This is a genomic window from Frigidibacter sp. ROC022, assembly GCF_024723735.1.
Lineage (GTDB): Bacteria > Pseudomonadota > Alphaproteobacteria > Rhodobacterales > Rhodobacteraceae > SLM-1.
Genome location: NZ_JANQDU010000002.1, coordinates 25,750 through 42,584, shown reverse-complemented (window position 1 = coordinate 42,584; position 16,835 = coordinate 25,750). Strand labels below are relative to the sequence as shown.

Annotated in this window: 17 protein-coding genes; 10 read left to right on the top strand and 7 right to left on the bottom strand. The window is 69.2% G+C overall.

The genetic code is table 11. From position 1 onward, the window contains the following. The first annotated feature begins 55 nt into the window (after positions 1 to 55). Together gshB and NUW50_RS06865 are read left to right on the top strand one after the other, a co-directional pair. The gene (gshB, locus tag NUW50_RS06870) at positions 56 to 997 is read left to right on the top strand and encodes a glutathione synthase (RefSeq protein WP_258288361.1); all 942 of its coding nucleotides are present in this window, start codon (positions 56 to 58) and stop codon (positions 995 to 997) included. Next, positions 994 to 1,902, top strand: coding sequence for an alpha/beta hydrolase (locus tag NUW50_RS06865; protein WP_258288360.1), 909 nt, complete (start codon positions 994 to 996; stop codon positions 1,900 to 1,902). Before gshB ends, NUW50_RS06865 begins: the two co-directional genes overlap by 4 nt. On the opposite strand, the gene NUW50_RS06860 is transcribed toward NUW50_RS06865, so the two are convergent. From NUW50_RS06860 to cobU, 5 genes are all read right to left on the bottom strand, one after another. After that, the gene (locus NUW50_RS06860) at positions 1,859 to 3,382 is read right to left on the bottom strand and encodes a YifB family Mg chelatase-like AAA ATPase (protein ID WP_258288359.1); all 1,524 of its coding nucleotides are present in this window, start codon (positions 3,380 to 3,382) and stop codon (positions 1,859 to 1,861) included. The two genes, NUW50_RS06865 and NUW50_RS06860, sit on opposite strands and share 44 nt — an antisense overlap. Positions 3,383 to 3,530: 148 nt before the next feature. Further along, positions 3,531 to 4,451: an HNH endonuclease gene (locus tag NUW50_RS06855; RefSeq protein WP_258288358.1), complete on the bottom strand. Its 921-nt coding sequence runs from the start codon at positions 4,449 to 4,451 to the stop codon at positions 3,531 to 3,533. Positions 4,452 to 4,534: 83 nt separating this feature from the next. Further along, a complete protein-coding gene (locus tag NUW50_RS06850) occupies positions 4,535 to 5,407 on the bottom strand; it encodes a glutathione S-transferase (protein WP_258288357.1) in 873 nt (290 codons plus the stop codon). Positions 5,408 to 5,484: 77 nt separating this feature from the next. Beyond that, on the bottom strand, positions 5,485 to 6,060 hold the full coding sequence (locus tag NUW50_RS06845) for a histidine phosphatase family protein (RefSeq protein ID WP_258288356.1): 576 nt from the start codon (positions 6,058 to 6,060) through the stop codon (positions 5,485 to 5,487). Beyond that, on the bottom strand, positions 6,057 to 6,581 hold the full coding sequence (gene cobU / locus NUW50_RS06840) for a bifunctional adenosylcobinamide kinase/adenosylcobinamide-phosphate guanylyltransferase (RefSeq protein ID WP_258289298.1): 525 nt from the start codon (positions 6,579 to 6,581) through the stop codon (positions 6,057 to 6,059). Before cobU ends, NUW50_RS06845 begins: the two co-directional genes overlap by 4 nt. 97 nt (positions 6,582 to 6,678) lie before the next feature. Here cobU and NUW50_RS06835 point away from each other — a divergent pair, with 97 nt between their 5' ends. The 7 genes from NUW50_RS06835 (at position 6,679) to NUW50_RS06805 (ending at position 13,559) form a co-directional block, all read left to right on the top strand. Next, positions 6,679 to 7,551, top strand: coding sequence for an RNA polymerase factor sigma-32 (locus tag NUW50_RS06835; protein ID WP_258289297.1), 873 nt, complete (start codon positions 6,679 to 6,681; stop codon positions 7,549 to 7,551). Positions 7,552 to 7,711: 160 nt separating this feature from the next. Next, positions 7,712 to 8,908, top strand: a complete 1,197-nt coding sequence (gene coaBC / locus NUW50_RS06830) for a bifunctional phosphopantothenoylcysteine decarboxylase/phosphopantothenate--cysteine ligase CoaBC (RefSeq protein WP_258288355.1) — start codon at positions 7,712 to 7,714, stop codon at positions 8,906 to 8,908. After that, positions 8,905 to 9,378 carry a dUTP diphosphatase gene (gene dut / locus NUW50_RS06825; protein ID WP_258288354.1) on the top strand — a complete coding sequence of 158 codons (474 nt, stop codon included), beginning with the start codon at positions 8,905 to 8,907 and terminating at the stop codon, positions 9,376 to 9,378. The genes coaBC and dut overlap by 4 nt, the downstream gene beginning before the upstream one ends. Continuing rightward, positions 9,375 to 10,430: a HesA/MoeB/ThiF family protein gene (locus NUW50_RS06820; RefSeq protein WP_258288353.1), complete on the top strand. Its 1,056-nt coding sequence runs from the start codon at positions 9,375 to 9,377 to the stop codon at positions 10,428 to 10,430. The genes dut and NUW50_RS06820 overlap by 4 nt, the downstream gene beginning before the upstream one ends. A gap of 91 nt (positions 10,431 to 10,521) precedes the next feature. Then, a complete protein-coding gene (locus NUW50_RS06815) occupies positions 10,522 to 11,520 on the top strand; it encodes a lysylphosphatidylglycerol synthase transmembrane domain-containing protein (RefSeq protein WP_258288352.1) in 999 nt (332 codons plus the stop codon). Continuing rightward, on the top strand, positions 11,517 to 12,818 hold the full coding sequence (locus NUW50_RS06810; protein ID WP_258288351.1) for an FAD-binding oxidoreductase: 1,302 nt from the start codon (positions 11,517 to 11,519) through the stop codon (positions 12,816 to 12,818). The genes NUW50_RS06815 and NUW50_RS06810 overlap by 4 nt, the downstream gene beginning before the upstream one ends. 3 nt (positions 12,819 to 12,821) lie before the next feature. Beyond that, entirely contained in the window at positions 12,822 to 13,559 is a 738-nt protein-coding gene (locus NUW50_RS06805) for an SDR family NAD(P)-dependent oxidoreductase (RefSeq protein ID WP_258288350.1), read from the top strand. Positions 13,560 to 13,688: 129 nt separating this feature from the next. On the opposite strand, the gene NUW50_RS06800 is transcribed toward NUW50_RS06805, so the two are convergent. Together NUW50_RS06800 and NUW50_RS06795 are read right to left on the bottom strand one after the other, a co-directional pair. Continuing rightward, positions 13,689 to 13,853, bottom strand: a complete 165-nt coding sequence (locus NUW50_RS06800) for a hypothetical protein (RefSeq protein ID WP_258288349.1) — start codon at positions 13,851 to 13,853, stop codon at positions 13,689 to 13,691. A gap of 509 nt (positions 13,854 to 14,362) precedes the next feature. After that, positions 14,363 to 14,548, bottom strand: coding sequence for a hypothetical protein (locus NUW50_RS06795; RefSeq protein ID WP_258288348.1), 186 nt, complete (start codon positions 14,546 to 14,548; stop codon positions 14,363 to 14,365). 330 nt (positions 14,549 to 14,878) lie between these two features. Here NUW50_RS06795 and parE point away from each other — a divergent pair, with 330 nt between their 5' ends. Continuing rightward, positions 14,879 to 16,831: a DNA topoisomerase IV subunit B gene (parE, locus tag NUW50_RS06790; RefSeq protein WP_258288347.1), complete on the top strand. Its 1,953-nt coding sequence runs from the start codon at positions 14,879 to 14,881 to the stop codon at positions 16,829 to 16,831. Positions 16,832 to 16,835: the final 4 nt, after the last annotated feature.

Below are 16,835 nucleotides of genomic sequence, written 5' to 3'. Positions count from 1 at the left end.
TCTTGCCCTCCCCTTGTTGCTGCCCCATGTAGATGGGGCTGTGCCGGAGGGTTAGATGCCGCTGAAGATTGCCATCCAGATGGACCCGATCGGTCCGATCAACATCGACGCCGATTCGACGTTCCGGATCGCCGAAGAGGCGCAGGCCCGGGGCCATTCGCTGTTCTACTACACGCCGGACCGGCTGGCCTGGCAGGACGGGCGCGTGACCGCGCGGGGCTGGCCGCTGGAGGTGCGCCGGGTCAAGGGCGACCACTACCGGCTGGGCGCCGAGACCGAGGTCGACCTGGCCGACTGGGATGTGGTCTGGCTGCGCCAGGATCCGCCCTTCGACATGGGCTATATCACCACCACCCATATTCTCGAGCATCTGATGCCCGGCACGCTGGTGGTCAACGACCCGTTCTGGGTCCGCAACTCGCCGGAAAAGCTGCTGGTGCTGAGCTTTCCCGACCTGCACCCGCCGACCACCATCGCCCGCGATCTTGAAACGCTGAAGGCCTTCAAGCACGCGCATGGCGACATCATCCTGAAGCCGCTCTACGGCAATGGCGGCGCCGGGGTGTTCCGGCTCGACCCGGCCGACCGCAATCTCAACGCCCTGCACGAGCTCTTCACCTCGATGAGCCGCGAGCCGCTGATCGCGCAGAAATTCCTGCCCGCCGTCGCCAGCGGCGACAAGCGGATCATCCTGGTCGACGGCGAAGCGGTCGGCGCCATCAACCGGGTTCCGGCCGAGGGCGAGACCCGGTCGAACATGCATGTCGGCGGCCGTCCCGAACCGGTCGGCCTGACCGAGCGCGACCGCGAGATCTGCGACCGGATCGGCCCGGTGCTGAAGGAAAAGGGCCAGATCTTCGTCGGCATCGACGTGATCGGCGACTGGCTGACCGAGATCAACGTCACCTCGCCGACCGGTATCCTGGAGCTCGAGCGTTTCGACGGCGCCAATATCGCCGGCCGGATCTGGGATGCGATCGAGGCCAGGCGGCAATGACCCTGCGCCTGCGCCTTCTCTCTGCCTGGCTCCGGAGGGTCGAGAAGCGCCGGCTGGCGCGGTCCGAGCCGGAGGTCGCGCGGGCGCATTTCGAACGCCAGGGCCGGAGGTTCCGCGACCCGCCCTATGCGCTCTACCAGGAGGACCGGATCGGCGGGATTCCGGTGACCTGGGGCTCGGCGCGGCCGCGTCGGCCGGAGATCCTGCTCTGGATCCATGGCGGCGCCCATGTCATGGGCTCGCCGCGCACCCATCGGGCCATGGTGACCCGGATCGGCGCGATGACCGGGCTCAAGGCGGTGCTGCCCGACTATCGCCTGGCGCCCGAGGCCCCGTTTCCGGCCTCGCATGACGACGCGCTGGCGGTCTGGGACGGGCTGGTGGAGATGGGCCATGCGCCGGGAACCATCATTCTGGGCGGCGACAGTTCCGGCGGCGGGGTGATGCTGTCGCTGCTGGCGACACTGCTGGCCCGGGGGCAGCGCCCGCGCGCCGCGGTGGCGCTGGCGCCGTTTCTCGACCTCACCTGCTCGGGCGATTCGATCCGGGACAACGCGGAGAGCGACCTCTACCTGCCCGCCGGCCGCATCGCCGAGGTCTGCCGGCTGTTCCTGAACGGCGCCGATCCGAAGGACCCGCGGGCCTCGGCGCTCTACGCCCGTTTCCCCGATTGCCCGCCGGTGTTCTTCCAGACCGCCAGTACCGAGATCCTGCGCGACGACACGCTGCGCATGGTGGCGCATCTGACCGCCGAGGGCGCGGCGCCCGAACTCGATCTCTGGGGCGACCTGCCGCATGTCTGGGCGATGTATCAGGGCTGGCTGCCCGAGGCCGATGCCGCTGTGACCAATATCGCCGGTTTCATCCGGCGACAGCTTCCCGCTCTCCCGACAGGCGGAAACTGACCGCTTCGGCGACATGGCGGCGGCTGACCGGCGTGGCGCCGTCGAGATCGGCGATGGTGCGGGCCACCCGAAGCACCCGGTGATAGCCGCGGGCCGAGAGACCGAAACGTTCGGCCACCCGGCCCAGCAGCGCCCGTCCCTCGGCATCCGGGGTCGCCACCCGTTCCAGCACCGCGCCCTCGGCATCGGCATTGACCCGGCAGCCCGCGTCGGCACCATAGCGTTCGGCCTGCAGCGCCCGCGCCGCCGAGACCCGTGCCGCGACGCGCGCCGAACTGTCGCCCGATTCCGGCAGGTCGAGATCGGTAAAACCCACCGGAGGAACCTCGATCCGCAGGTCGAACCGGTCCATCAGCGGCCCCGAAATCCGCCCCAGGTACTCCTCTCCGCAATGCGGCACCCGGGCGCAGGCCCGGGCCGGGTCCGAGAGATGGCCGCATTTGCAGGGGTTGGCGGCGGCGATCAGCAGGAAGCGGCAGGGATAGCGGACATGGGCATTGGCCCGGGCCACCACGACCTCGCCCGTCTCGATCGGCTGGCGCAGGGTCTCCAGCACCGCGCGCGAGAACTCGGGGAACTCGTCCATGAACAGCACGCCGTTATGGGCCAGCGAGATCTCGCCCGGCCTTGCGCCGCGCCCGCCACCGACGATCGCCGCCATCGAGGCGGTGTGATGCGGCTCGCGGAACGGCCGCAGCCGGGAAATCCCGCCCTCCTCGATCAGCCCGACCAGCGAATGGATCATCGAGGTTTCCAGCGCCTCGACCGGCGACAGCGGCGGCAGGATGCCCGGCAGCCGCGCCGCCAGCATCGACTTGCCCGAACCGGGCGGGCCGACCAGCAGCATGTGATGGCGGCCGGCGGCGGCGATCTCCAGCGCCCGCTTGGCGCGTTCCTGGCCCTTGACCTCGCGCATATCGCGCAGCCCCTCCGGCCCGGCGACCTCTCCCGGCTTGGCCGGTTCGATCGGGCGCCGGCCCAGAACATGCGCGATCACATCGCCCAGCGATCCGGCGGCATAGACCGGAGTCGCCCCGACCCAGGCCGCCTCGGCGCCGCAGGCCTTCGGGCAGATCAGCGCCTTTTCCGCCTCCGCCGCCGCCATCGCCGCCGGCAGCGCCCCGATCACCTGCACCAGGGCGCCGTTCAGCGACAGCTCGCCCAGTGCCACCGTCTCGGCCACCAGGTCGGCGGGCAGAATTTCCAGCGCCGCCACCAGCGCCAGCGCGATCGGCAGGTCGAAATGCGAACCTTCCTTGGGCAGGTCGGCGGGCGAGAGGTTTATCGTGATCCGTTTCGACGGCAGCGCGATGTTCAGCGCCGACAGCGCCGAGCGCACCCGTTCCTTCGCCTCGCTCACCGCCTTGTCGGGCAGGCCGACCAGCGCGAAATTCGGCATCCCGGGGGTGACGGCGCATTGCACCTCGACCAGCCGCGCCTCGATCCCCTGAAAGGCCACAGTATAGGCCGTGGCGCCCATGCCATCTCCCAAGCTGATTGCCCCCTCGGTAGCCGGAAGATGGTTTAGGAATTGTTAACGCCGCTCCCGACGGCTGCCGGCTTCACCGTGCAAATATCCCGGGGGGTGAGGCCGCAGGCCGAGGGGGGCAGCGCCCCCCTGACGCCGGCTATCCCCAAGGCGCGGACTCGTCCGTGATGACCTGCCCGAAGACATTCTCGCGATGCCAGCGCAGGTTATGAAGGCTGGGCCAGTTCCGTGGGTCGGCCGGTCGGCACAGCTTGCCATCGGGCAGAAACAACCGGTCTACTACCTCGGGCGGGACCTTGTTCCGGGACACAAGGATTGACCAGTCGTCGGCGACGGATAGGAGACCGCGGTCAAACATCCAGTGCAGGGTTCCCGACAGGGCCAGGCCATTGCGCACCGAGTCGTTTCCCTGCCGTGCGACCGGGCGAATATGGGCCGCCTGGACTGCAGGGCGCCCGCCACCGTTGCGCAGGCGCAGGCCTGAAATGGCGCAGCGGTAGTCATAGGCCTCGCGGACTTTTCGGCGAAAGACCACGTCCCGATAGGGGAGGCGGGTCAGGCGTTCAATGACGGGACGTTCGAAGGTGGCGGCGGGATCGTCCATCTCGGGCTTGTGCGGGTCGTAGCGCGTGTTCTCGATCCGCTCCAGGTCCTGCGGCAACCCGATCTTGACGATCTTGGCGAAGTCTCGATCGGGCAGGCGGCGTACTGCAAGCTGGAGCGCCCCGCCCTTCTTCGGGGTGCCATCGGCTTCGGCCAGCGACTGCTCAAGCGGACGCCCATCCAGCAACCGTGGCACCTCACGATCCAAGGGCAGGTAGCTGCCGGGCTCGATCAATGCCAGATAGCGGTCAGGGGTGCCGGGCTTGGGGATCACATCCTGTATCTTCGCGACAGCAAAATACCCGCGTGGGCCTGCCTTCACCGGTTCATAGTAGATGACCCAGTCTCCGATGCCTTCCTTCACGGCTTTCAGATATGTCTTCGGAAAGTCATAGACGGTGTCCGGCTCATCCTCGTAGATCGAGTCCGTCTTGTGCATCAAGATGAGTTTTCCCATGCATTTAGAAAGCCATTCCGTATGGTTTTGGCAAGCCGCTATCGCTCCCTATCAAGGGGCCGGGGCGGCTCGGATGACCGCGCTTACCCGCCCGCCATCGCCATGAAGCTCGGCCAGGCCTCGGGGTCCTGCAGGGTCATGTCGCGGCAGGTCGGGTTGCAGAAGCCCCAGCGGCGGCCGCGGAATTCCAGCACATGGGTCACCGGCCTGCCGGAATAGGGGCAGGCGGTGTTCTCGGCCTCGGTGCCCGCGACCGCCCGTGCCGGCAGCGGCTTCGGGCCGGGCCAGGGCCGGGCGGCCAGCGGCAGGTGATAGCGCGGGATATCCGGCCCTTCGACCGCGCCGAGGGCGCGCCAGCGGCGAAAGGCCGGGTCGGCGAGTTGCAGATCGACATAGGCCTGCGCCTCGGGTCCGACCGGCAGGCCGTAGCTGGCGATCCGTCCCGCAACCGGGGCAAAGAAGGCATCCGCCGCCGACCAGGCGCCGAACAGCCAGGGACCGGCGCTTCCGAACCGGTCGCGGGCCAGCGCCCAGAGCCGTTCAAGCCGCGCCAGGTCGGCCAGCACCCCCGCAGCGGGCCGGAAACCGGCATAGGAGACCCGCAGGTTCTGAGGGCAATCGCCGCGCAGCGCGGTGAACCCGGCATGCATCTCGGCGGCCATCGACCTTGCCATGGCGCGGGCCGACGGATCCTCGGGCCAGAGCCCGGCCTCGGGGTGGCGGCTGGCCAGCTCTTCCGCGATCGCCAGCGACTCGGTCACCGCGGTGCCATCGGGCAGGCGCAGGGCCGGGACCGTGCGGGCCGGGGCGAATTCGGCCAGCTGCTTCAGGAAATCGGCGCCGTAGATCTCGGCGAACTGCAACTGCAGCGGCAGGCCGGTCTTCTCGAAGAGCAGCCAGCCGCGCAGCGACCAGCTGGAATAGGAGCGCTGTCCGATGGCAAGGGCGTAGGTCATGGCAGCCTCCGTTGCGTGGCCCCCCTGCCTAGCCCGGCGGCCGGCATCCGCAAAGCGAATGTTTCCGATGTTCCCGATCAGGGTTTGTGATTGATCTCGTGGACCTGCGGCGGGTCCGACAGGGTGATCCGGGTCAGCGACAGCGGGTCGATGGTCCGGGCGATGACCTGCGCCGGGCTCTGGCCGAGCGCCGCCTGAAGCTGGGTCAGGATCACTCCGAAATGCGCCACGACCACGATGTCGCGGCCCGGATGGTCCCGGTGCAGCGCCGTCACCGCCCTGGCGACACGGGCGGCGGCGGCGTTCCAGCTTTCGCCGCCCGGCGGCGCCACGTCGCCCGGGACCTCCCAGTAGCGCCGCGACAGGTCTGGATGCGCCTCGGCGATCTCGGCAAAGCCCTTGCCGTCCCAGTCGCCGAAATGGAACTCGCGCAGGTCGGCGCGATGCGGCAGGCGCCGGCGGCCCCGGGCCAGGGCATCGGCGGTGGCCACGGCGCGCGACAGGTCGGAAGAGACCAGCAGCGCCCCGGCCGGCAGCGCCGCGTCGAGCCGCGCGATGGCGGCGGTGTCGGAGAGATCGGCGGGCACGTCGCGCCAGCCGGTGAAGACCTTCTGATGCGTCGGCCCGTGCCGGACCCACCAGAACCGGGTCACGGCAGCGCCCCCTTCAGCACCAGCGGCAGCCCGGCCACCACCAGCACCGCCAGATCGGCCCGTGCCGCCAGTCTCTGGTTCAGCCCGCCCTGGGCGGCGCGGAACCGCCGCGCCAGGGCGTTGTCCGGAACCACGCCGCCGCCGACCTCGTTCGAGACCACGACCACCGGCGCCGGGCAGTCGTCCAGCGCCTGCATCAGCTCCCGTTCCGCCTCGGCCAGGTCGGCCCCGGCCAGCATCAGGTTCGACAACCACAGCGTCGCGCAGTCGAGCAGCGCGATCTCGTCCTCCGCGACCGTCGCCAGCGCCGCGCCCGGCTCCAGCGGCGCCTCGACGGTGCGCCAGTCCGGCCCGCGCGCCTGCCGATGCGCGGTGATCCTGGCCTGCATCTCGGCGTCATGCGCCTGCGCCGTGGCGATATAGACCCGCGCCCGGCCGCTGCCCGTCACCAGCGTCTCGGCAAATCCCGACTTGCCCGAGGAAGCGCCTCCCAGCACGAGCGAGAGATTTTTCAGCGTCATGGTGAAACCCGAGGTGATCCGGATGCGTTGGTCCTGCGTAACCCAGAGCATCCGGGCGCGAAACCCCGGCGGGCCGAAAGGGAGAGGCGCAATGGCGATGGCGGCAGGTGCGGATCAGGACCGGAGATTCACCCGCAGCGCGATGCGGGCCGAAATGCTGGACGCCGAGACCGAACAGGCCCTGGCCCATGCCTGGCGCGACCGGCGCGACGAGGCCGCCCTGCACCGCCTGATCACCGCCTATATGCGGCTGGCGATCTCGATGGCGTCGAAATTCCGTCGCTACGGTGCGCCGATGAACGAGCTGATCCAGGAGGCCAGCCTCGGCCTGATGAAGGCGGCCGACAAGTTCGACCCGGATCGCGGCGTGCGGTTCTCGACCTATGCGGTCTGGTGGATCAGGGCCTCGGTGCAGGACTACGTGATGCGCAACTGGTCGATGGTCCGGACCGGCTCGACCAGCAGCCAGAAGGCGCTGTTCTTCAACCTCAAGCGGGTCCAGGCCCGGATCGAGCGCGATTCCGCGGCGGCGCCGCTCGACGGGCACCAGCTGCGGCAGCGGATCGCCGGTCAGATCGGCGTGCCGCTGGCCGATGTCGAGATGATGCAGGGCCGGCTGTCGGGCTCGGATGTCTCGCTCGACGCGACACAGGCGCCGGGCGAGGAGGGCCGGACCTGGGTCGAGACGATCGAGGACGAGGCGCCGCAGGCCGCCGAACGGGTGGCCGAGACAATCGACCGGGCCCGGCTGAGGCGCTGGATCGACGCGGCGCTGGCCGGGCTGTCCCCGCGCGAGCGGCTGATCGTGGAAAGCCGCAAGCTGACCGAGGAGGTGCGGACGCTGGAAAGCCTGGGCGACGAACTGGGCCTGTCGAAGGAACGGGTGCGGCAGCTGGAAGCCGGCGCCTACGGCAAGATGCGGCGCTGGCTGGAGAGCGAGAGCGGCGAGGTCGCGGCGCTGCTCGGCTGACCGGCGCCGATGCGGGCGCGGAACGAGAGGGGCTGCCTGCCCCTCTCGCGCTCTCCCCGGGGATATTTCCAAGGTAAAGCGGCCGGGCCGGGCCTTGCCGGCGCTTGTTGAGTTCGCGCCCCGGCGGGCCTAGACAGGGACAGGCTTCGGGGAAATGGAAATGCTGGCGGGCAAACGGATTCTTCTGATCATCGGCGGCGGCATCGCGGCCTACAAGGCGCTGGAGCTGATCCGCGAGCTGAAGCGGCGCGGCGCCACGGTGGTGCCGGTGCTGACCCGGGCGGCCGAGCAGTTCGTCACCCCGCTCTCGGCCTCGGCCCTGGCCGGGGAGAAGGCCTATCGCGATCTCTTCGACCTGACCGACGAGGCCGAGATGGGCCATATCCAGCTGTCCCGGTCCGCCGACCTGATCGTGGTGGCGCCGGCGACCGCCGACCTGATGGCGAAGATGGCCAACGGGCTGGCCGGCGACCTGGCCTCGACCCTGCTGCTGGCCACCGACACCCGGGTGCTGATCGCCCCGGCGATGAATGTGCGGATGTGGCAGCATCCGGCGACGCAGCGCAATCTGGCCCGGCTGGCCGCCGACGGGGTCGAGACGGTCGGCCCCGACAATGGCGACATGGCCTGCGGCGAATACGGGCCGGGCCGGATGGCCGAACCGGTGGCGATCGCCGGCGCGGTCGAAGCGGCGCTGGCCGATGGGCCCCTGGCCGGGCGCCATGTGCTGGTGACCTCGGGCCCGACGCACGAGCCGATCGACCCGGTGCGCTATATCGCCAACCGGTCCTCGGGCGCCCAGGGCAGCGCGTTGGGCCGGGCGCTGGTGGCGCTGGGCGCGCGGGTGACCTTCATCAGCGGGCCGGCCAGCGTGCCGCCGCCCGAGGGCGTGACCCTGGTGCGGGTCGAGACCGCGGCCGAGATGCTGGCGGCGGTCGAGGCGGCGCTGCCCGCGGATGCGGCGGTCTTCGCGGCGGCGGTGGCGGATTGGCGGGTCGCCAATGCCGCCGGGAACAAGATCAAGAAGGACGGTTCGGGCGCCCTGCCGTCGCTGGATTTCGCCGAGAATGCCGACATCCTGGCCAGGGTCTCGCAAATGGCGTTGGGCCGGCCCCGGCTGGTGGTGGGTTTCGCCGCCGAGACCGACAACCTGCTGGCCCATGCCCAGGCCAAGCGCAAGCGCAAGGGCTGCGACTGGATCGTCGCCAATGATGTCTCGCCCGAGACCGGGATCATGGGCGGCAGCGAGAACGCGGTGACGCTGATCGATGCCAATGGCGCCGAGAGCTGGCCGCGGATGGACAAGGACATGGTCGCCCGCCGCCTGGCGGCGCGGATCGCCGAGGCGCTGGCATGAGCGCCGGGGCCACCGTCCGGCTGCTGCGCGAGGACTGGGCCGACCCCGAGGTGGCGCTGCCCGCCTATGCGACGCCGGGCGCGGCAGGGGCCGATCTGCGGGCCAATCTGCCCGCCGAACAGCGTGCGACCGGGCTGACCCTGGCGCCGATGGCGCGGGTCGTGGTGCCGACCGGCTTCTGCATCGAGATTCCCGAGGGGTTCGAGATGCAGATCCGGCCCCGCTCGGGCCTGGCGCTGAAACACGGGCTGACCCTGCCCAATTCTCCCGGAACCATCGACAGCGATTATCGCGGCCCGCTGGGCGTGCTGCTGGTCAATCTCGGCTCCGAGCCGGTGGTGATCCATCACGGAGAGCGGATCGCCCAGGCCATCGTGGCGCCCGTGGTGCAGGCCGGTTTCGAGCTGGTCGAGTCGCTCAGCGACACCCGGCGGGGGGCGGGCGGTTTCGGCTCGACCGGCCGGGGATGATCTTCGCGCTGCTTCTGGCCGCCCTGGTGCTGTGGGTCGGCGGCGGCTGGCTGGGCTGGCCGCGCGGCCTGCGGCTGGGGCTGCTGGCACTGGGCTGGGCGGCGATCTTCGGTCTGCTCCTGCTGCCGTCCGGGGACGGGCTGGCCCGGGCACTGGGCGGTGGTGCGGCGGCCTGGGGTGCGGTCGGCGTCGCCGGGCTGCTGGTCGCGCTCTATGCCCAGGGGCTGGCCTGGCTGAAGGCCAAGGCCCGGGCGCGGCAGGCGGCGCCATCGCCCTCGGCGGCCTTTTCGGATGCCGAGCTGGAGCGCTATTCGCGCCATATCCTGCTGCAGGAGCTTGGCGGACCGGGGCAGAAGAAACTGAAATCGGCCCGGGTGCTGGTGATCGGCGCCGGCGGGCTGGGCGCTCCGGCGCTGCAATATCTGGCGGCGGCGGGGGTCGGGACCATCGGGGTGATCGACGACGACAAGGTCGATGTCAGCAACCTGCACCGGCAGGTGATCCATCCCGATGCCGCCACCGGCCAGCCCAAGGTGCAGTCGGCGGCGGCGGCGATGCAGGCGCAGAACCCGCATATCCGGGTCCGCCCCTATCAGCGGCGGCTGACCGGAGAGATCGCCGCCGATCTCTTCGCCGATTACGACCTGATCCTCGACGGATCGGACAATTTCGACACCCGCTACCTCGCCAACCGCGTGGCGGTGGCGCAGGGCAAGCCGCTGATCTCGGGCGCGATGACCCAGTGGGAAGGGCAGATCTCGATCTGGGATCCGGCCCGGGGCGGGCCCTGCTATGAATGCGTCTTCGCCGAAGCCCCGGCGCCCGGCATGGTGCCGGCCTGCGCCGTGGCCGGGGTCGTCGGGCCGCTGCCCGGGGTGATCGGCACGATGATGGCGCTCGAAGCCGTCAAGCTGATCGTCGGCGCGGGCGAGCCGATGCGGGGCCGGATGCTGATCTGGGACGGGCTTTATGCCGAGGCCCGGGTGGTGCGGATGAGCCGTCGCGAGGATTGCCCGGTCTGCGGCGAAGGGGCGCAGGCCGTGGGGCAATGAACAGGCCCGGAAATGGGCTCCGGATTGTCTCCGATGCCGAAACCGGGCCATGGTTTTGCCCAAATCCGTTGCTAATCCGGCAGCAATGACGATGACCGGTTCCGATCCCCTTTCCGGCCCGCTGGTGGCCCAGACGCCCGCGCCGCCCACGGCGCGGCGCTGGCGCGACTATGCGCTGCTGGCCGGGCTCTTCGCGCTGGTCCTGGCCGGGCTGGCCGGGCTGGCGGCGGCCACCGGCTGGGAAGAGACCCTGGCCCAGATCGCCAAGCTGACCTGGGCGCAGATCGGCCTCCTGCTGGCGCTGAGCCTGGCCAATTACGGCTTTCGCGGGCTGCGCTGGCATCTCTTCGCCCGCCGCCTGGGCGTGCCCACCTCGGCGCTGCGCAATGTCACCCATTTCCTCGGCGGATTCGCCATGTCGGTGACGCCGGGCCGGGTCGGAGAGCTGGTGCGGATGCGCTGGCTGCGGCGCGAGACCGGCTGGCCCGTGGAACGCACCGCGCCCCTGGTTCTGGTCGATCGGGCGTCGGACCTGGCCGCGATGGCGGTGCTGATGGCCGGCGGCGTCGCGCTTTCGACCGGCGGCACCAGCGGCGCCCTGCCGGTCGCGGTGCTGGCCCTGGCCGTCGCCTGGATTGCCACCCGCCCGACACTGCTGCATGGCGCCGCCGGAATCGGCTATCGCGTCACCGGCCGCTTTGCCCGGCTGTTCGCCCGGCTGCGTGGCGCCGCCCGCTCGCTGGGGCGCTTCACCTCGCCCGCCGTGCTGCTGGGGGCCGGGGTGCTGGGCGTCATCGGCTGGGCCGCCGAAGGTTATGCCTTTCACCTGCTGCTCGGCTTCATGGGGGCCGAGATCGGGCTTGCCAAGAGCATCGCCATCTTCACCTTCGCCACCCTTGCCGGCGGTCTCACCGGGGCGCCGGGCGGGGTCGGCGGGGCCGAGGCGGCGATGGTCGCGCTGCTGGCGCTGGAAGGCGTGCCGCTCGACATCTCGATCCCCGCCACCGCGGTGATCCGCCTCACCACCCTCTGGTTCGCCCTGCTGATCGGGCTGATCGCCTTCCCGCTTGCCGAACGGATGCCGAAATGACCTGGAATGAAATCGAGATTGCCGGCTGGGGCCGGGCCCTGCGCGGCAAGGCCGAGGCCGCGCGCCCCGAACGCGCCGGTCTGCTGGCCGGGTTGTCGGGCGAGGGCCCCGCCATCGGGATGCGCCGCAGCTATGGCGACGAGATGCTGAACACCGGCGGCCGGGTCATCGACATGACGCGGCTCGACCGGATGCTGGGATTCGACAGCGCCAGCGGCGAATTGACGGTCGAGGCCGGCGCCCGGCTCGGCGACATCGCCCGCGCCTTCGCGCCAAGGGGCTGGCTGCCGGCGGTGATGCCCGGCACCGGCTTCTGCACCGTCGGCGGCGCCATCGCCAATGACGTGCATGGCAAGAACCACCACGGCGCCGGCTCTTTCGGCCAGCATGTCGCCGCCATCACCCTGATCCGCAACGGCAAGGCCGGCACGATCACGCCCGAGACGGACCCGGACCTGTTCCGCGCCACGCTGGGCGGGCTGGGCCAGACCGGGATCATCGCCCAGGCCACGTTGCGGCTGACGCCCTGCAAGGGCGACCTGATGATGGTCACCGAACGCCGGGTCGCCGACTGGGATGAACATGTCGCCCTGCTGGAAGCCTCCACCGCGCCCTATTCGGTCGGCTGGATCGACGCCACCGCCAGGGGCGCCAGCCTCGGCCGCGGCATCCTGGAAGAGGGCGAGACCGGCTCGGGCCTGGTCCCGAAGCGCAAGCCCGGCAAGAAGGTGCCCTTCGACGCGCCGGGCTGGGCGCTGTCCTCGCCGATCGTGCGGATGTTCAACAACGCCTACTGGCGCCGGGTGCCGCGTTCGGGCCGCACCGTGGTCAAGCCGATCACCGATTTCTTCTTCCCGCTCGACCGGATTCGCGACTGGAACCGGCTCTATGGCAAGCGCGGCTTCCACCAGTTCCAATGCGTCGTGCCGACCGAAAGCGTCGATGCGCTGCGCGGCATGCTCAGCCAGATCGCCGAGGCCGGAATCGCCTCGCCGCTCTCGGTGCTCAAGCGCATGGGGCCGGGCCGGGCCGGAATGCTGTCCTTCCCGATGGAGGGCTTCACCCTGGCCGTCGATTTCCCCAACCGCCCCGGCGCCGCGCCGCTGATCGAGATGCTGCACGGGCTGACCGAAGCCGCCGGGGGCCGGGTCTACCTGGCCAAGGATTCGCTGCTGCGCCCGGACCGGCTGCCCGGCATGTATCCCGAACTGGCCGAATGGCGGAAGGTGGTCGCCAAGGCCGATCCCGAAGGCCATCTGCAGACCGACATGACCCGCCGCCTGAAGCTGAGGAGCTGAGCGATGCAACAGACCTGGATCATTCTCGGCGCCTCGTCGTCCATGGCGCGGGCCTTCGTCCGTGAACTGGCCGCCCGCGGCGACTCGGTGCTGCTGGCCGGCCGCGACATGGCGGATCTTGCCGCCCTGGCCTCGGATGCCGGGCTGCGCGGCGCGCCCCTGGCCGAAGCCATCGCCTTCGACGCCCGCGATCCGGTCAGCTTCGGCCCGATCATCGAACGTGCCACCGCGGTCGAGGGGACGATCAGCTGCGCGGTCTTCGTCGGTTCGATGCCGCCGCAATCGGCCATCGACGCCGATCCTTCGCTGATCGACGGCACCGTGACCGACAGCTACACCGGCCCGGCCCGGTTCCTGCACATGCTGGCACCGCTCCTGGAACAGCGGGGCACGGGCACCGTGATCGGGGTCGGCTCGGTGGCGGGCGACCGGGGACGGCTGCCGAATTACGTCTACGGTTCGGCCAAGGCCGGCTTCCACGCCTATCTCTCGGGCCTGCGCAACCGGCTGGGACGGTCAGGGGTGCATGTCGTCACCGTCAAGCCCGGCGTGATCGACACCGCGATGACCTGGGGCCTGCCGGGAATCAAGAAGGCGGCCGCGCCCGAAGCGGTGGCCGCCGCATTGATCCGCGCTGCCGAGAAAAAGCGGAATATCCTCTACACACCGTCAATCTGGCGCTGGATCATGCTGATCATCCGCACGATCCCCGAGCCGGTGTTCAAGAAACTCAGGATCTGAACCGCCGGAATGCGGTCCAGATCCCGAGATTTTGGCGGTGGCGCTCAGAAGTTCGCCGCCGCGCGGCCCTTTGGCGGCTAACATGCGGGGAGGGGCCGCATGGCCGCCTGGGGCGGAACTGATGTGAACTCAGATGAAGATGTTCGGCCGCGACGGGCGACGGTTGGTTTCGACCGCGGCGTGGGTCGAGCCCGCCGACCTGTCGGCATCGGAGGAACGTGGCGACCGGCGGTCACTCAGGATGGCGATGGCGTCGATACGGTTCTGGCGGGCCTTGGACATCAGGTTCGGCATTGGTGTTCTCCCGAGTAGTATGCTGGCTCGACTGTTGGTCGTCGATGGGTCCAACTTCACTTGGAAATGCGACCGGAATGCGACGCGAATCCTGCCATTTTCGAACAACTTAAAGGCGATCTTCTGCGAATTGAGGCGGTGCCTGCGGCTTGCTTCCGGCTCTCGGGGGATTCGCCGCATCCTTCTGGTTTTGTTGTAGAATTTGGCTGCCCGGTGGCGACCGCTGCGGTTGTTCCCGGTCGCCGCTTCCGCCCCATTTGCGGCAATCCTGGGGCCGGAAAATGTGCCGGTCGGCGGCGTTGCCAGCGGCCCGTGTCAGGCGCGCGTTCCGGGGAGAATCGGGGTGCGGAATCGGCCCGCAACATGGGGGGCAGACAAGAAAAAACCCCGTCCCGCCGGAGGGCGAAGGACGGGGTTCGAGATGCGCGCGCCGGTGTCGGGTTCCGTTGCGCGGCAATTGCCCTGACGGGGTCGGGGGGGGTACAGGCGGGGGGACCGCCTTGGTCCCGTCAGGCCAGGATCGGACTCTGGTCGAGCCTCTGACTGATTGTATCGAATAACGCGCCGACCTCTGCGCTCTTGATTTCCGGGAGCGAGCGCGCAGCGCCATTCTCATGACGCAGACGACGCCGGGTCAGACGTGCCAGCGCCAAGATGCGGCGGTTGCGGGCTTTGTTGCAGAGGTCGTTTTGCATCGGTTCAGTCCTGTCGTTCCACGGCAAGTTTTCCCTGCCGTCGAGGATCATGTTTCGTGGCAAAATGTGGCAGGATTTAGTCCAACCTGTCGTTTCCTACAGGTATCGGGTGCAAAGCTGCTCTTGCAGAATCGGAAAGCGTTTCGATTCTGCATTCAATCCATGGTTGTGACCTTGCATCGTCCCTTCCTGGGCGTCAATGGCCGAATTTTCGCCGCAGGATCGCCATTTGCCGTTCGCGGAGTGGAAACGACAGGGCTGGACCCATTGCCTGCCCGAGTCGCTGCTGCCATGATGTCCGCCAACCAAGAGCAAGAACGGGCAGCGGCAATGGCGGACGACCTTTTGCAGGGCATGGAAAGCTATGATTCCTCGTCGATCGAGGTGCTGGAAGGGTTGGAACCGGTCCGCAAGCGCCCCGGCATGTATATCGGCGGCACCGACGATCGGGCCCTGCACCATCTGGTGAGCGAGATTCTCGACAACTCGATGGACGAGGCGGTGGCCGGCCATGCCACGCGAATCGAGGTCGAACTGCACGAGGACTATTCCGTCACCATCCGCGACAACGGCCGCGGCATGCCCTTCGACCCGCATCCGAAGTTCCCCGGCAAATCGACGCTCGAGGTGATTCACTGCACCCTGCACGCCGGCGGCAAGTTCGGCGGCAAGGCCTATCAGACCTCGGGCGGCCTGCACGGCGTCGGGGCCAGCGTGGTCAACGCGCTCTCGGACCACATGCGCGTCGAGGTCGCCCGCAACCGCCAGCTGGTGGCGCAGGAGTTCTCCAAGGGCATCCCGCAGGGCCCGCTGCAGCAGCTGGGCAGCATCGCCAACCGGCGCGGCACCGCCACCACCTTCCATCCCGATCCGGAAATCTGGGGCAGCCACCGGTTCAAGCCCGCCCGCCTGCTGAAGATGGTCAAGTCCAAGGCCTATATCTTCTCGGGGGTGGAACTGCGCTGGAAATCCGCGATTCCCGACGGAGACACCCCGCTGGAGGCCACCTTCCACTTCCCCGGCGGTCTCTCGGACTATCTGAACGAACAGCTCGAAGGCGCCACCGCCTATGCCGACCGGCCCTTCGCCGGGAAGGTCAGCTTCGAGGAGAAGTTCCAGACCCCCGGCTCGGTCGAATGGGCGATCAACTGGACCCCGTCGAAGGACGGCTTCATCCAGTCCTATTGCAACACCGTCCCGACGCCCGAGGGCGGCACCCATGAGCAGGGCTTCTGGGCCGCCATCCTCAAGGGCATCCGCGCCTATGGCGAACTGGTCAAGAACCGCAAGGCCGGCGACATCACCCGCGACGACCTGACCGCCGGCGGCTGCGCCCTGGTCTCCTGCTTCATCCGCGAGCCGGAATTCGTCGGCCAGACCAAGGACCGCCTTGCCACGACCGAGGCCGCCCGCCTGGTCGAGGGCGCGGTGCGCGACCATTTCGACAACTGGCTGGCCTCCGACACCAAATCCGCCGGGGCGATCCTCGATTTCCTGGTGCTCCGTGCCGAGGAACGCCTGCGCCGCCGCCAGGAAAAGGAAACCGCCCGCAAGAGCGCCACCAAGCGCCTGCGCCTGCCCGGCAAGCTGGTCGACTGCACCGCCACCAACCGCGAGGGCACCGAGCTGTTCCTGGTCGAGGGCGACAGCGCCGGCGGCTCGGCCAAGATGGCCCGCGACCGCGCCACCCAGGCGCTGCTGCCGCTGCGGGGCAAGATCCTCAACGTGCTCGGCGCCGCCTCGGCGAAGATGGGCCAGAACCAGGAGCTGTCGGACCTCTGCCAGGCGCTCGGCACCGGCATGGGCAGCAAGTTCAACGTCGAGGATCTGCGCTACGACAAGATCATCATCATGACCGACGCCGATGTGGACGGCGCCCATATCGCCAGCCTGCTGATGACCTTCTTCTTCACCCAGATGCGGCCGATGATCGACAAGGGCCATCTCTACCTCGCCTGCCCGCCGCTCTACCGGCTGACCCAGGGGGCCGAGCGGCTCTACGTCTCGGACGAGGCCGAGAAGGATCTGTGGCTGGCCAAGGGGCTGGGCGGCAAGGGCAAGATCGACGTGCAGCGGTTCAAGGGCCTGGGCGAGATGGACGCCAAGGACCTGAAGGAAACCACGATGAACGCGAAGACCCGCAAGCTGATCCGGGTCAGCATCGACGACGAGGACGGCGGCGAGACCGGCGATCTGGTCGAGCGGCTGATGGGCAAGAAGCCGGAATTGCGGTTCCAGTATATCCAGGAAAACGCGCGGTTTGTTGAGGAGCTGGATGTTTGAGGGG